This is a genomic window from Massilia sp. CCM 8734, assembly GCF_011682155.1.
Classification (GTDB): domain Bacteria; phylum Pseudomonadota; class Gammaproteobacteria; order Burkholderiales; family Burkholderiaceae_D; genus Telluria_A; species Telluria_A rubra.
This window is the reverse complement of sequence record NZ_WHJI01000014.1, coordinates 71,999-86,629: the sequence shown is the minus strand read 5'-3', so window position 1 is coordinate 86,629 and position 14,631 is coordinate 71,999. Positions and strand designations below refer to the sequence as shown.

Annotated in this window: 11 protein-coding genes; 4 read left to right on the top strand and 7 right to left on the bottom strand. The window is 63.9% G+C overall.

Features of this window, described 5'->3' with window-relative positions:
- Positions 1–34: 34 nt before the first annotated feature.
- The 3 genes from F2P46_RS15065 to F2P46_RS15055 form a co-directional block, all read right to left on the bottom strand.
- Complete coding sequence (locus F2P46_RS15065) at positions 35–4,660, bottom strand: calcium-binding protein (RefSeq protein WP_166891005.1); 4,626 nt, start codon at positions 4,658–4,660, stop codon at positions 35–37.
- A gap of 112 nt (positions 4,661–4,772) precedes the next feature.
- Entirely contained in the window at positions 4,773–5,462 is a 690-nt protein-coding gene (locus tag F2P46_RS15060) for a response regulator (RefSeq protein ID WP_166891002.1), read from the bottom strand.
- Positions 5,459–7,036 (bottom strand): ATP-binding protein, encoded by a 1,578-nt coding sequence (locus tag F2P46_RS15055; protein ID WP_166890999.1) that lies wholly within the window; start codon positions 7,034–7,036, stop codon positions 5,459–5,461. The genes F2P46_RS15060 and F2P46_RS15055 overlap by 4 nt, the downstream gene beginning before the upstream one ends.
- A 199-nt stretch (positions 7,037–7,235) precedes the next feature.
- Between F2P46_RS15055 and xth the strand changes: the two genes are divergently transcribed.
- Entirely contained in the window at positions 7,236–8,024 is a 789-nt protein-coding gene (gene xth, locus F2P46_RS15050; protein ID WP_166890996.1) for an exodeoxyribonuclease III, read from the top strand.
- 23 nt (positions 8,025–8,047) lie between these two features.
- Here the strand turns inward: xth and F2P46_RS15045 are convergent, their stop codons facing one another.
- The gene (locus F2P46_RS15045; protein WP_166890993.1) at positions 8,048–9,577 is read right to left on the bottom strand and encodes a slipin family protein; all 1,530 of its coding nucleotides are present in this window, start codon (positions 9,575–9,577) and stop codon (positions 8,048–8,050) included.
- A 599-nt stretch (positions 9,578–10,176) separates the two neighbouring features.
- Between F2P46_RS15045 and F2P46_RS15040 the strand changes: the two genes are divergently transcribed.
- Positions 10,177–10,716, top strand: coding sequence for a metal-dependent hydrolase (locus F2P46_RS15040; protein WP_166890990.1), 540 nt, complete (start codon positions 10,177–10,179; stop codon positions 10,714–10,716).
- On the opposite strand, the gene F2P46_RS15035 is transcribed toward F2P46_RS15040, so the two are convergent.
- Together F2P46_RS15035 and F2P46_RS15030 are read right to left on the bottom strand one after the other, a co-directional pair.
- On the bottom strand, positions 10,713–11,306 hold the full coding sequence (locus F2P46_RS15035) for an NAD(P)H-dependent oxidoreductase (protein WP_166890987.1): 594 nt from the start codon (positions 11,304–11,306) through the stop codon (positions 10,713–10,715). The two genes, F2P46_RS15040 and F2P46_RS15035, sit on opposite strands and share 4 nt — an antisense overlap.
- A gap of 80 nt (positions 11,307–11,386) precedes the next feature.
- Positions 11,387–11,770, bottom strand: a complete 384-nt coding sequence (locus tag F2P46_RS15030; protein ID WP_166890984.1) for a MerR family transcriptional regulator — start codon at positions 11,768–11,770, stop codon at positions 11,387–11,389.
- Between the two features lie 187 nt (positions 11,771–11,957).
- Here F2P46_RS15030 and F2P46_RS15025 point away from each other — a divergent pair, with 187 nt between their 5' ends.
- Positions 11,958–12,650: a DUF1349 domain-containing protein gene (locus F2P46_RS15025; protein ID WP_166890981.1), complete on the top strand. Its 693-nt coding sequence runs from the start codon at positions 11,958–11,960 to the stop codon at positions 12,648–12,650.
- A 29-nt stretch (positions 12,651–12,679) separates the two neighbouring features.
- On the opposite strand, the gene F2P46_RS15020 is transcribed toward F2P46_RS15025, so the two are convergent.
- Positions 12,680–13,078, bottom strand: a complete 399-nt coding sequence (locus F2P46_RS15020; protein WP_208296630.1) for a VOC family protein — start codon at positions 13,076–13,078, stop codon at positions 12,680–12,682.
- Between the two features lie 256 nt (positions 13,079–13,334).
- Between F2P46_RS15020 and F2P46_RS15015 the strand changes: the two genes are divergently transcribed.
- Positions 13,335–14,588, top strand: a complete 1,254-nt coding sequence (locus tag F2P46_RS15015) for a hypothetical protein (RefSeq protein WP_166890978.1) — start codon at positions 13,335–13,337, stop codon at positions 14,586–14,588.
- Positions 14,589–14,631 lie beyond the last annotated feature (43 nt).

Sequence of the window (14,631 nt, the reverse complement as noted above, 5' to 3'; positions counted from 1 at the left end):
CACAGGCTGCGTTGTCTGTTGCGCGCAAACCGGCTTAGGCCGCCTGCTGCTGCGTGCCCACGAGAATGAGCTCGGCAAAGGCATCGAGGTGGTTTGCGGTCCACACCGAGGTCATCGCATACGGGTCGCTGTCGCCAGCGCCGGCGATCAGGCTATTCATGCTGATAGTAGACACCAGCACGCCCGACTGGTCGATCAACTGCACTTCCTTCATGTTGACGCTGGCATAGTCGGCGATCGTGACTTTGGCGAACGACACCTTGTCGTTGACGTAATTGATCACCAGGTCCTTGCCGCTGATATTGGCCTTCACGCCGGCCGCCTGCATCGTCACGCCCGAGAAAATGCTGTTGGCCGCAAACTGGAGGATGTCGTTGCCGCCCGCGCTTTCGTAGATCGTATCCTTGCCGTCGCCCATCGAGACCACGTAGGTGTCGCTGCCGCTGTCGCCGCGCAAATCATCGTTGCCCATGCCACTGTACAAGGTGTCGTTGCCGGCGCCGCCGTGCAGGTCGTTGTCGCCGGCATACTTGTAACCGATCAGATAGGCAAGGAAGCCGCCGACCAGGCCTTCGGCGCCATTGAAATCGCCGAAGTCCATGTCCAGCCCCAGCTTGTCGGTCAGCCACGCCAGCCCGTCGAAGGTCGCCTCGCTGCCTGCGGCAACCTTGCTGCCGAGGAAGCTGGCGCTGTCGGCCAGCGCGCCGGCCACGTCGGCGTCCGCCACGTAGCTGAAACCCTTGCCGATGCCGGCCACCGCCGTGTTGACACCGGTCGAGATACCATTCATCGCACCCTTGATGCCGCCGGCCACGTTGAAGTCGCCCAGTTCCACCCCGGTCACGCCCGACACCGCATCGAGCGCCTTGCCGCTCACGCCGTCCAGGCTCGTGCCCAGCGCAGCGGCGCTGGCCGTGGCCGCCGCCAGCTTGGCCTTGATGCCCGGACCCATCTGGTCCCAGCCGGTCGACAAGTCCTTGAGCATGCTCTCGCCCAGATACTTGCTGACATCGGCAAAGCCGCCACCGACCGCACCGCCCAAGGTGGCCGCATTTTTGCCCAGCAACTGGGTAATCACGCCCCAGCCCATGCCCATCATCACGTCGTCGCCATTGCCGCCGCTGATATAGGTGCCGGCGTTGGTGGCGAACACCGTATCGTTGCCCTCGCCGCCCAGCAACACGTTGCCGACCAAATTGAGTTTGCCCAGGCTGCCGCTGGTCAAGGCTTTCACCTGCGACGAGGCGAAGTTGTAGTTCATGGCCGCGCCGACCCAGTCGCCGGCCGACTCGTAGTCGTTCTCGACCAGGCTTTCGACGGCGTTGAACACCGTCATTTCGGACAGGCCGATGATGACGTCGTTGCCCGCCCCGCCGATGGCGATATTGTTCTGCGCAGCAGTGACGATCACATCATTGCCCTCGCCGCCCATGCCGACCGTGGTGGTGCCTGCCAGAACCACGGTATCGTTGCCGCTGCCGGCGTGCACGAAATTGAAGCCCGTATCGGCGTTCACCTTGGTCGACGACACCACTTCGTTGGCGCCGTTGGTCGTTTCGCTCTTGTAATCGAGCTTGCTGCCGGCATTGACCACGATCACGGTATCGTTGCCGCTGTCGGCCACCAGCACGTTGTGCGAGCCGTACAGCACGGCCGTATCGTCGCCGCCCCCGGTCCAGGCCACGTTCGCCTGCGTGTCGAATTTGGTCGTGCTGGTGGTCGTGGTGTCGGCGCCTTCCTTGCCGCTTTCGGTGGTTTTCTCTTGCGAGCCGTACGATGCCATGACCAGCACATCCTTGCCGCTGCCGCTGATGGCAATATTGTCCTTGCCGACGACCGTCATGACGTTGTTGCCGTCGCCGCCCAGCAGCACGTTCAGGTTCGACTTGCTGGCACCGGCCGAGCCCACGCCAATCGCGGTGAGCACATCGTTGCCGCTGCCGCCACTGATCAGGTTACCCTTGCCGACGGCGGTGACCACGTTGTTGCCCTCGCCTGCCACCACCACGTTGTACGAGCCGAGCGCGGTCACCACATCGTTGCCGGCGCCAGCCACAATGCCGGTCTTGCTGCCCGCCGCACTGATGACGTCGTTATCGGCCCCGGTCACCAGCAAATTGTTGCTGCCCAGTGCCGTGACGACGGTCGCGCCGCTGCCGCCGACCACCACATTGTTCTTGCCCATCACGGTCACCACGTCGGTGCCGCCCTGGCTGCTCGCCGCTGCGCCCAAACCTGCCTTGCCGACCAGGTCAATGGCGGCAACGCCGGCGGCGATCGCATCGACCAGCCCAACGGCAGTGGCCGCCACTTCGGCGTAATTACCGGTTACCACCAGGTTGTTGTTACCGGCTGCGGTCACGAGATCGACGCCGCCATCGGCCCACACAATATTGTTGGCACCGGCTGCGGTGACGACGTCGTTGCCCGCACCGGCCCACACCACGTTGGTGGAACCGAGCGTCGTGACCACATCATTGCCGCTGCCGGTGTAGACCACATTCGCCCCGCCGATCGCGGTAACGATATCGTTGCCGTCGCCCTTGGCCAGGTTACTGCCGAGGAATTTGGACAGCGCGCTGGCGGCGCTGCCGGCAGTGGCCTTGTCCAGCTTCTTCGCCAGGTCGGTGATGCCTTCGCCCGCGCCGGTCAGCACCACGTTGGCGCTGCCCAGGGTCGTCACCACGTTGTTGCCGGCGGTATTAATCAGCAGGTTGTTCGAGCCGATGGCCGTGCTGACATTGTTGCCACCGTTGGCCAGGAGCACGTTATTGCCGCCGATGGCCCCGACTATGTCGTCCTGCGCGCCGGTATAGATGACGTTGGTGCCGCCGACCGCGATCACCACGTCCTTGCCGCTGCCGCTCTGGATGGCGCCGCTCAGTTTGCCGGTGGCGCTGTTGATCGCGCTGGCGATGGTTTTGTCCGGCACTGCGCCGGCCAGTATCTTGCCCAGGCCGCCGCTGGCGGCGTCGAGCATGCCGCCCACTTCGGTCAGGATCACGTTCGCGCCGCCGACCGCGGCAACCGTGTTGCCGCCCGCCGTGGTCGCGACCAGGTTGCCCATGCCGGCCGCCAGCACGGTGTTCTTGGCGCCGTTCGAGAGCACGACGTTGGTGTTGCCCACCGCCGCAACCAGGTTGGACGCACCATTGGTCGCCAGCGCGTTGGTATTGCCGAGCGCGCCGATCTGGTTGCCGCCGCCGCCGCTGTACACCACGTTCAGCAAGCCACCGGCAAGGATGCTGTTATTGCCGCCGGCGCTGCCGATCACGTTGCCACCGCCACCGGCGATGATGCTGTCGCCACCGTCGCCGGCGACCACCACGTTGACGCCGCCCAGCACCACCAGCTTGTCGCTGCCGTTGCCGATGGTCAGCGTGTTGCTGCCGCCGACAGCGTGGATCTTGTCGTTGCCGTTGCCGGTGGTGACGATGTTGGCGCCGCCGCCCACGGTCACGCTGTTGGCGCCATTGCCGACCAAAACGGTATTCACGCCGCCCATGGCAACCACGGTGTCGTTGCCATCGCCCGCCTTGATCACGTTCGACAAGCCCGCCGCATTGGCGCTGTTGTTGCCGCTGCCCAGTTCCAGCAGGTTCGAGCCGCCGCTCGCGTTGACGCTGTCGTCGTGGTTGCCGGTGCGGACAATGTTGGACGCACCATCGACCTTGACCGTATCGTTGCCGTCGCCGGTATCGATGATATTGCTGGCGCTGCTGGCAACGACGTCATCGTTGCCCTGGCCGGTGTTGATCTCGTTCGACACCGCGCTCACGGTCACCTTGTCGGCGCCGTTGCCGCTTGTGATCTTGTTGGCGATGCCGTCCGCCTTGACCACATTCGCGCCGTCGCCCGCGTTGACCACGTTGCGCCCGCCACCGACCGTGATGCGGTCGTTGCCGTTGCCGGCGTTGAGCACATTGCTGCCGCCGGTCAGGTTGACGGTATTGTTGCCGTTGCCGACGTTGACCTTGTTGCTCGCGCCCGTCATCTCGACCTTGTCGTCGCCGTCGTTGGTGTTGATGGTGTTTTTGGCGCCGTTACCGCTCACGGTGTCGTTGCCGCCGCCCGTGTTCACCGTGCCCGACAGCGCGTTGTAATTGATCGTGTTGTGGCCGTTCCAGTCGCTCACCTTGACCGCGCCGCCGGCCGCCACGTTGATGCGGTCATTGCCGCCGCCGCCATCGATCTCGGCGCTCGCGCCGGCGCCGATCGAGATGGTATCGTCGCCCTCGCCGCCGAACAGGACGTTGTCCGCGCCGGCGCTGACCGACAGGTTGTCGTTGCCGTTGCCGCCGTCGAGCTTGTTGTATCCGCCGACCTGCACGCTCAGCGTATCGTCGCCGTCTTCGCCCTTGAGCACGTTGTAAGCGCCAGCCGTGACGCGCAGGGTGTCACTGCCGCCACCACCATACAAAAAGTTGCCGCCCGCCGAACTGGAGGTGAAATTGTCGTTGCCGTTGCCGAAATTCTTCTTGGTGTAGCCCAGTTCCGCGATGTCTTCCGCGATCTCGCGCGCCGCATTGCCCATGTCGTCGAAGCTGCTGCCGATATCGTCGATGCCGCCGCCGATATCCTTGACCGTGTCGTTGACGACATCGTTAAACGACTTGCCGACCTTCTTGACCGTCTTCTTGACCCATTTTGTGAAACCCATTTTCTCTCCCAAATGCATGATGGCTGTCTTCCGAGCCTGCATATTGACGAGCAAATGTGGCGCAATTATGGCGTCCAGTATGGCGTCCAGTATGGCGTCTGGGCAAGATTCATCATGCCGGCTGGCATTCGAAACGGTAGCCGACGCCGTAGACGGAATGAATCAATTCCTGGTCCACCACTTGCTGCGAGAGTTTCTTGCGCAGGTTCTTGATCTGGCTGTCGATGGCGCGGTCGAAACGTTCGCTGCCGGCCTCGAAGGCCAGCTCCAGCAATTGCGCGCGCGAAAAAATACGTCCGGGCTGACGCGCCATCACGTTCAGCAGGCGAAATTGCTGCGCCGTCAGTTCCAGCCGCGCACCGTTCCAGGTGGCGCACTGGCGCTCCTCGTCGATCGACAGCGCGCTGGTCGGCGTACGCGGCCCGGCCGCCGCTTTCCCGCGCCGGCGCAGGCACACCTGCGCGCGCGCCACCAGTTCACGCGGGCTGAACGGTTTGCACAGATAGTCGTCGGCGCCCACGTCGAAGCCGAGCAGGCGGTCGATTTCTTCCACCCGCGCGGTGACCATGATCACCGGCACGTCCGTAAACGTACGCAGCTGGCTGCACACGGCAGTCCCGTCCAGGCCGGGCAGCATGAGGTCGAGCAAAACCAGGTCGGGCAGCTTGGCGCGCACCCACTCGACCACTTCGTCGCCGCGCAGCAAGTGGTGGGTGCGCATGCCGGCCTGCTGCAAGTAAGCAAGCTGAATCTCGGCAATGCGCGGTTCATCCTCGACCAGCAAAACGAGGGGCGATGTCATGGGCAATCTCCGTAGTAGGCGTGCGGCGCATGGGCCGGCAGCAAAATATCGATACGCAAGCCGCCCAGCGGCGAATGGCTGGCCTGCACGCGCCCTCGGTGGCCGGCGACGATGGCCTCGCAGATCGCCAGGCCCAGTCCGGAACCGCCGCTGGCCCGGCTGCGCGACTCGTCGACCCGGTAAAAACGCTCGAACAGGCGCGCCAGCGCGGCATCGGGCACGCCGGGTGCGGAATCCTCGACCCGGATGACGATGTGCGGGCCGGCCAGCGCCAGCGTCAGTTGCAAGGCGCCGCCGGCAGCGGTGTAGCGCAGCGAATTGCCGATCAGATTGGTCAGCACCTGGCCAAGGCGCTGGCGGTCGCCCTGGACCAGAAAGCCGGGCGCCAGTTCATCGATCAGGCGATAGTGCAAGGGATGGCTGGCAAGGCGCGGCGCAAAGGCGGTCGCCACCTCGCCGCACAGCTCGGCCACATCGACCTGCTGGCACAGCAAGGCCTGGGCGCCGGCATCGGCACGCGCCAGCACGTGCAGGTCGCTTACCAGCCGCTCCATCTCCCTGACCGTGTCGGACAAGACTGCCAGCTTGTCGGGAGTCGGGGCGATGATGCCGTCCTGCATGGCGTCCAGATGGGTCGCCAGGATCGTGATTGGGGTGCGCAATTCGTGCGAGGTATCGGCCACCCACTGCACCCGGGCCGCCTCGCCCGCTTCCAGCTCGCGCAGCAGCATCTTGTTGCGCAGGCCACGGGCGCGCAACACCCAGGTGGCGGCGCCGGTCACCAGCAGCACGGCCAGCATCAGCAGGCGCAGCGCCAGGGAATACGGGCGCGGCTGCTCCCAGCCGCCTTGCGGACGCGCGCCGACCTGCCAAAAGCCGTCGGGCGTGGCGATCAGCGCCGTTTCCGACAGCGCGTCGAAGGTCGCCGGCGAGCCGTGGAAAACGGTGCGCGGCGCACCGCCCGGGCTGACGTGGCGCAGTGCGAAAGCGATGTCGGGCGCGGCCAGCAGCGGCTTGGCCAGCGTCATGAAGCGGTCGTAATCGATGACGGCGCTGACAAAGCCCCAGAACTGCAGCCGGCTGTCCGGGTCGAGGTAGACCGGGCGCCGCGCCACCATGCCCAGGCCGCCATCGCCCAGTTGCATCGGCCCGGCCAGGCGCACCGTGCCGTCGCGCGCGCTTTGCTCGACCTCGGCCAAGGTCGGCATCGTATGCAGATGAGCAGCCTGATCGGGCGGAAACACATGGCGCACCACCGCATTCGGCGACAAGGCCAGCGTGCGCACGGCGGGCGCGTCCTTGAGCAGGCTCTGGCCGAGGCGCTGGAACTGGGCTTGCGTCAGGTCCGGTTTCAGCTGCACCACGGCCGCGCCCGCCGCCAGCGGCGCCAGGTGCAGGTGCAGCCGCTGTTCCAGCATCGAGCGCAGCGCAGCGACCTGTTCGGCCACGCGGGCGCGCTCGCGCGCGTGGAACGACTGCGTGGCGAGCCAGTCCAGCCGCAGGCAGGTGCCGGCGACGATCAGGCCGATGAGAACCGTACGCGCCAGGGGCGTACTGTGCCAGCGTAAAGTCATGGGAAAGTGAACAACATGCCTCGGGATTGCGCGCGCGTCAGTACGCCGGAACAGGCAATTCTATCCCAAACTATTCATTCCTAAAAGCAATCCTCAACCGCGATCTTGTTTGCCGCTCGAGCTCTACGCCACTAACGTGCGGCGCCCGATGCGCATCTGCGTTCAAAATAGCATGACATTGACTTGACGCGGACCTCCCATGCGCATCGCCACCTACAACATCAACGGCATCGGCAGCCGCTTACCCGCCCTGCTGGAATGGCTGAAAGAAACCCAACCGGACGTCGCCTGCCTGCAGGAACTCAAGGCGCCGCAAGAAAGGTTCCCCGAAGCGGCCCTCAACGAGGCCGGCTACCAGGCGCTGTGGATCGGCCAGAAAAGCTGGAACGGGGTGGCGATCCTGGCGCGCGGCACGACACCGGTGGAAGTGCGGCGCGGCTTGCCGGGCGACGACGCCGACGAGCAAAGCCGCTACCTCGAAGCGGCCATCGACGGCGTGCTGGTGGCCTGCCTGTATCTTCCCAACGGCAACCCCTGCCCCGGCCCCAAGTTCGATTACAAGCTGGCCTGGTTCGAACGCCTGATCACCCACGCCGAAGGGCTGCTGGCCAGCGGCGCGCCGGTGGTGCTGGCCGGCGACTTCAATGCCATCCCGACCGAGCTGGACGTCTACAAACCCGAGCGCTGGGTTACCGACGCCCTGTTCCGTCCCGAAACGCGGGAAGCCTTCCAGCGCCTGGTGGCGCAGGGCTGGACCGACGCGCTGCGCAGCATGCACCCGGACGAGCGCATTTTCACGTTCTGGGATTATTTCCGCGATGCGTATGGGCGCGACGCCGGCCTGCGCATCGACCATCTGCTGCTCAGCCCCATGCTGGCCGGCGCGCTCACGGCCGCCAATGTCGACCGCGACGTGCGCGGACGCGACAAGCCGAGCGACCACGCGCCCACCTGGATTGAACTGGACATGACGAAAATCACCAGGTAGCGCAGGCGATCCCGGCAAGCGCTCTAACCGGGCCCCTTCAACGGCGCCAACTGCTTGAGCAAGCCTTCCAGCCCGCCGTACACATTCAGATGCTCGATTTTCTCGGTAATCTTTTCGAGGGTTTCGAGTTCTTTCAGGCGCAACGCCACCGGATTGTCTTCCATGACTTTGGCCGTGTTCATCAGCGAACGGGTGGCCGCGGTTTCTTCGCGGCGCCGGATCACATTGGCCTGTGCCGCTTTTTCCGCTTCCACGACTTTGCCCAGGATCGCCTTGATTTCACCCGGCAATATCAAGTCCTTGATGCCGAGCGAGATCATCGCGATGCCCAGCACGGCGGCCTTTTTCTGCATGTAGCCGAGAATCTGCTCGTCGGTGTCGTTCTTATTCTCGAGCAAACCGTCCAGCGTGCGGCTGCCGATCGCGGCGCGCAGGGCGAACTGGATTTCCTTGTAGATGAAATCCTTATAGTCGTTCAGCTTGGACGTGACCAGCTGCGCATCGGTAATCTGGTAGCCCGCCGTGACATTCACGCGCAATTGCACCTTGTCTTGCGTGAGCATTTCCTGCCCGGTGACTTCGATCACGATCAGACGCGTATCGATGGCCGTCATGGCCAGGCGCTTGCCGCCATGCCAGTAGGCATAAAAACCGGGTTTCAGGGTCGCGTCGAACACGCCGTCCACATGGAACATGCCGACATGCTCCGATGGCACCTCGCAAGTCGTCAGGTACGGCTGCAGCAAGGCCGCGACCGCCGCATTGCCGCGCATGGCCGCAACGATATGGGCCGGCACCGGCAAGGGCGCGCCATCGAGTTCGATCAATTCGGCGCGCAACTGCCTGCTGGCCAACGCCTGCCTGGCCGGCCCCGACACATGCACCAGCTGGTTTTTATCCCACCAGAGCGCCAGTTGCTTGCCGCCGGTTTCAACCGAAAACAGGTGCTCGCCGATAGCCGCATGGCCGCTGCCCAAAATCGACCTGACCACGTCTTTCGCTTCGAGCACCTGCGCTTGCAGCGACGTCACCAGCTTGGTTTTAGGCAGCACGTCAAAGTACGCATGGCGCCCCGGCGCCAGGAAATCGGCGAACATGTCGTCGACGAACAGCATGCCGAACGATGCCGCCGGAATCGCGACCTGTTTAATGCACGCCATGGACACCCCGATCGGCAGGCGCGCCAGCCAGTCGGCCGGCACCGTCAGGTCGCTGCCGGCCCTGGCGCGCAAGACCTCGATCGGCAGGCCGTTTTTCCAGAACGCTTGCAGCGAATTGGGCGGCACCACATGCTGGGTTTGTCCGCTGATCACCAGCGCCACTTCATCGACGCCGGTGCGCACGATATCGAGGTGGGCCGCCAAGGTGGCGCCATGCATGTTGACCAGCCATTCCAGGTTGGGCACGTTCGCGGGAAAATCCGACAAGCTGAGCACCTGCAGGGTTTTCGAGGACGCCAGGAAGTAGCTGCCCGCGCCGAGGATCTTGTCGAATCCTTTTGGTGTGGAGAGCAGGCCGACCTGACGTTCTTCTATCAATTTTCGCTGGAACATGGAGTATCTCGATAAAACCCTCGCGGCAGCCTTCCACGCAACCGGGCGGATGACGGTATCGGGATGGCGCTGCCGAATCGGGCCGGGTACGCAGGGTCATGCAGACCAGCCCAAGGCGCAGGATGATCGGGATAACCGTTGATACGTCGGTTTGAAACGCAGGGCCGGCACCAAGTGACTGCCATGCAAAGCCGGGGCACGCTGTCGTTGCGCAATGCGGCGCCGATGGATTGACGCCGCGCGGCGCAGCAACCGGAAATTGGCCGCCTGAGGGATGCTGCTTAAGTGTTGCGAGAGTTTACCCCGCACGAACCGGATGGTGAGTCCGGAAAAAACTACCGGCTGCGTCATCAGGAATCGAACCTGAGAAAGGCCGGATAATGCGGTACGCGAACGGTAACGCCGTCGCGCCAGCCTGTGCTCACGAGCCAGGACCGCTGCTTTATCCGGTGGCTTCCCCGCCATGGCAACGCCATCGAAGTATATCGCAAAAGCGATAACAAATTGCCACAAAGATTTATCTGATAACCACTCCCGATAACACGGCGCCGCGTTATCATCTCGCCCGTCAATATCGACAGCCCACCACGATTATTCCCATGCCGACCATTTTTTCGCACCCCGCGGTTCCTCTCGCTATCGGCCTGGCGCTCGGATCGCGCATTATTCCGGGCCGCTTGCTGGCGGCCGGCGTGCTGGCATCGATCGTGCCGGATTTCGACGTCGCCGGTTTGCACCTGGGCGTTCCCTACGCGAACGAACTCGGCCACCGGGGCGCATCGCATTCGCTGGCGTTCGCCATTGTGCTGGGATTGCTGGCGGCGGCCTTTGCGCGACAGTTGCGCGCGTCGCGCCTTGCCGCCTTTTTGTTCATCGCCGCCAGCGCCGTCTCGCACGGCCTGCTCGACATGTTCACCACCGGCGGGCTGGGCGTGGCGCTGGCCTGGCCGGTGTCGGACGCGCGCCTGTTCTTCCCGGTGCGCGTGATCCGGGTCAGCCCGCTGACCATCAAGACCTTCCTCAGCGGGCGCGGCATCGTGGTGATCGTCTCCGAGCTGCTGTGGGTATGGCTGCCGGCCGCGCTGGCCGGACTGGCGCTGTATTTTGCCAGCGGCAAGCAGGGAAAACGGCGCGCTTAAATGGTGCCGGCCATGGCGCGTGCCCGGTCCAGCCAGGCGCTTCGCTTGTCAAGCGTGGAATCGAGAATCGGGCCGCAGTGGAGGGTCGTTACCGGCGTAATGCCGCAAAACTCCAGCGTGGTCGTTTTCATTTGACGAATCGCCGGCGCGCGGTACACCAGCCGGTAGTACCACGGCGGCGTATCCATCGTTACCAACAGATGCGCGCTGCGCCCGCCAAGCAGCTTGGCCGGAAAGGCTTTGCCCTTCTGGTATTTGAAGGCAAAGCCGGGCAGCATGACCCGGTCCAGAAAACCCTTGAGCAGCGCGGGAATGCCGCCCCACCAGACCGGAAAGGCAAACACCAGGTGATTGGCCCAGGTTATCGACTCCTGCGCCTTTTTCAGATCGGGCTCCAGTTCCTGCACCACCTTGTAGCCATGATGCAGGATCGGATCGAAGGCGATCTGGTCCAGGGCCAGCACCCGGACCTCGTGCCCGGCCTGCCCTGCCGCTTGCGCGTATGCCTGCGCCAGCGCACTGCCGAACGTGCCGTCCGACGCGTGCGCAGCGATCACCAGAACGCGTTTTGCCCCTGTCTTGCCGCCCATGTCATGCTCCTGAAAAATGAATTTCAGGAAGTATGCAGCTTGTCCCATGGGGCAGAGTCAAGGGCCTGGCAGCTTGGCCGCTAGTCCACGCAATCGGCCAGGGTCGACGGCAGCGGTGCGGCCAGGCAGGCGCCGATCTCGGCGCCGACCTCGCCCAGCGCGCGTTCGAGCTCTTGCAAACGCGCCACCTCGGCGGCTACCTGCGCGCGGCGCTGCTCCACGACCAGCAGGAGCTGCGCCCAGTCGGGCGTACCCTGCACCGCGACCAGCAGCGGCCCCATCTCGGCCAGCTTGAAACCGAGCGCCTGCACCTGGCGGATCAGCTGGACCTGCTGCAGGTTCTGGTCGGAATAGACCCGGTAAGTCCCCTTGCGGCCCACCTTGCCCAATAATCCCAGGGATTCATAAAGCCGGATTGCCTTGGGCGAGGCCTTGGTCCGGCGCCCTAGTTCGCTGATATACATGCTGGTCTGTCGATGATGGAATGAAAGAAACACGGCAGCAGTGTATCCCCGACGGGGGCCGAAGGCGAATATTGACAATGCGGAAGCGAGCATGGTACCTTCAAAAAACAGATTGGAAGCGATTCCAACCTCTTTCTGGCACGCCACTCCAGCGCGCGCCCCACCTCGCCACAACGGGAATCCCGATATGAAAAGCGGTCCGGCATCGGTAGTTGGTACAGTCGCATTGGCAGCGGCCCTGTTCGCCCTGCAAGCACAGGCAAGCGCCCCCATCCCGAGCGAGGTCAGGCCGGCGATCGCCACGCTGCCATTTGCGCTCGACATGCGCGTCGATCCGGGTGCGGCGCAGGTGCAAGCCGGAACGCTGGTGCTGGTGGCCAAAAAAGGCACCGATCTGTACGCCAATACCGACGGCACCGAGACGGCCGATAACACCCCGCGCGTCCTGTTCCAGCCCGCTGGCGACTTTATCTTTTCCGCCAAAGCCGCGGCCAGCTTCGGCAAACCCTTCGACGGCGCAGCGCTGATTGTGTACGGCGACAAGGCGACCTGGGGAAAGCTGCTGTTCGAACTGGCCAAGACAGGCAAGCCAGGCATTTCCACCACGGTGGCCAGGGGCGCGGGCGATGACGCTCACCACGGCACCCGGGAAGGCAGCGAGGTCTACCTCAAGGTCGTGCGGCGCAAGGACATGTTCGTGTTCTACACCTCGCCCGATGGTGCCAGCTGGAGCATGGTGCGCGCCTTCAGCCTGCCGGGCGCGGCCACCGTCAAAGTCGGCTTCTCGGCGCAATCGCCCATGGGCGAGGAGTTCCGCGCCCGTTTCTCCGATATCAAGTTCAGGAATGCGACTTTCAAGGACTTCTGGCAGGGCGAATAGTCAAGGCTAAGCTTAGCCAGTATTGACAATCAAGCATCGCCCGCCGTCCAGACCAGGTTCCACAGGTGGCCATCGAGATCCTCGAAGCCCTGGTCGTACATGTTGCCATGATCCTCGGGCGCGTGCGGGATGCGCGCGCCGGCCGCGGCGGCCCTGGCGATCAGGCTGTCGACTTCCTGCGCGCTCTCGCAGCTCAGGCAAATGATCACCTCGTTGGCCTCCAGCGCCCGTACCACGGGCTTGTTGGTAAAGGACGCGAAGAAGTCGTCGGTCATCAGCATGGCATGGATGCTGCCGTCCACGATGTTCATGAACGCCGCGCTCTCGCCGCTCATCTCTTCATTAAAGCCAAAGCCGAGTGCCGCAAAGAATGCCCTCGATTTGCCCAGGTCCCTGACCGGCAGGTTAAAGATGATCTGTTTGTTCATGATGTCTCCGTATTGAAAAATGATCGAAACAAGCGTGCTGCATCCCGACGACGAACGGGCGGGCGCAGGTTCGACACGCGCGAAGAAAAACCGCTACTTTCGGCCAATATTGTTGCAAAAACAGCCAAACAGTATTCACGGCAATTTTTGACGATATGCAACATGTATAATCGCACCCCTCGATGCTCTTTATTCAACATTAGTTTTTATAGTTGACTGAAGAGGTATATATAATGACAAAAAAAGGATGACTGCGATGCGGATGCGACTACTTGGATTGATTTCGGCGACGGCCCTTACTGCGTGCGGCGGCGGCAGCGATGCGCCACCGGCGCCAACGCCGGCACTTCCCACGGTCCCCGTCGCACCGCCGGCGGTGACGCCCGTCACGCCGCCGGCGCCAAGCGAGCCGACCCCGGCTCCCGTCACGCCGACGCCGCCCTTGACGCCAATTCCCGTCCCGGGGGTGCCCGTCGACCCGCCGCTGACCGTCATCCCACCGGTCGCCGTGCCACCGGTTCCAACGCCACCGGTTCCGACCCCGCCGGTCCTGGTGCCGACGCCGCCGACCCCGATGCCAACCCCGGTCACGCCACCGGCAAGCGGCGGCCCGTACACCCTGCCGGCCCGCAGCGTCGGCGATTTTGCCACTTACACGGATGTGACGATGGGCTGGAAAGTGTCCGTCACCCAGCGCATCACCAAGGTCAACGCCGACGGCGGCTGGGAAAACGCCGATTCGGTCAGCCAGGAAAAAGGCGCGCAAACCATCGAGGTTTTCGATGGCAAGGGCGGCATGCGGTCCACCAATTCGTACGCCGCCTGCACCGCCACCTACGCACCGGCCGCCATGCAGGCGCCGTACAGCGCAGCGGTCGGTGACAGCTTCGACTTCGCCAGCACCATGAGCATCCCATGCTCCAAGGAAGAAACCTCGCGCGCGCTCACCAGCAAGGGCAAGGTGGTCGGTATCGAAAGCAAGACTGTTCCGGCGGGCACCTTCTCCACGCTCAAGATCATTTCCAGCGAAACCAATCTGGACCTGCGCACCGCCAACGTCTACGTTAACTACTGGGTTGAAAAAACCTGCTGGCGCGACATCATCACCGGCTTGATGGTGGCATGCAACACCTCGACCACGTCCAAAGGTTCCGGCGACGTCAGCTTCTCCAGCACGACCGAGCTGGTCAGCTACGGACAGGCTTCGACCAACCGCGAATACCTCGATCCGATCCGCTTTGCCGGCCCGTGGAGCGGTAACTTCGGCGCCTGGTACGGCGCCTGCGACCTGAACATCGGCTTCACCGGCGTGATCACCGGCTCGTGCAAGGCAGCTGCGCGCACGACGGCCGTGACGGGCAGCGTCGACAAGGCCGGCGTGGTAAAACTGAACATGAGCGTGGCCGGCGGAACGAGCGAAACCCAGTCCGGCCAGGCCGCCCTGTTCGACATGAGCGGCCAGCTGGCCGGCGCCGCCGCACCAGGCGCCTGGACGCTCAAGCACAAGTAAGCGCAGCCGGCAGCGCCGCTCCCAGCGGGCGGCGCTGCCTTTT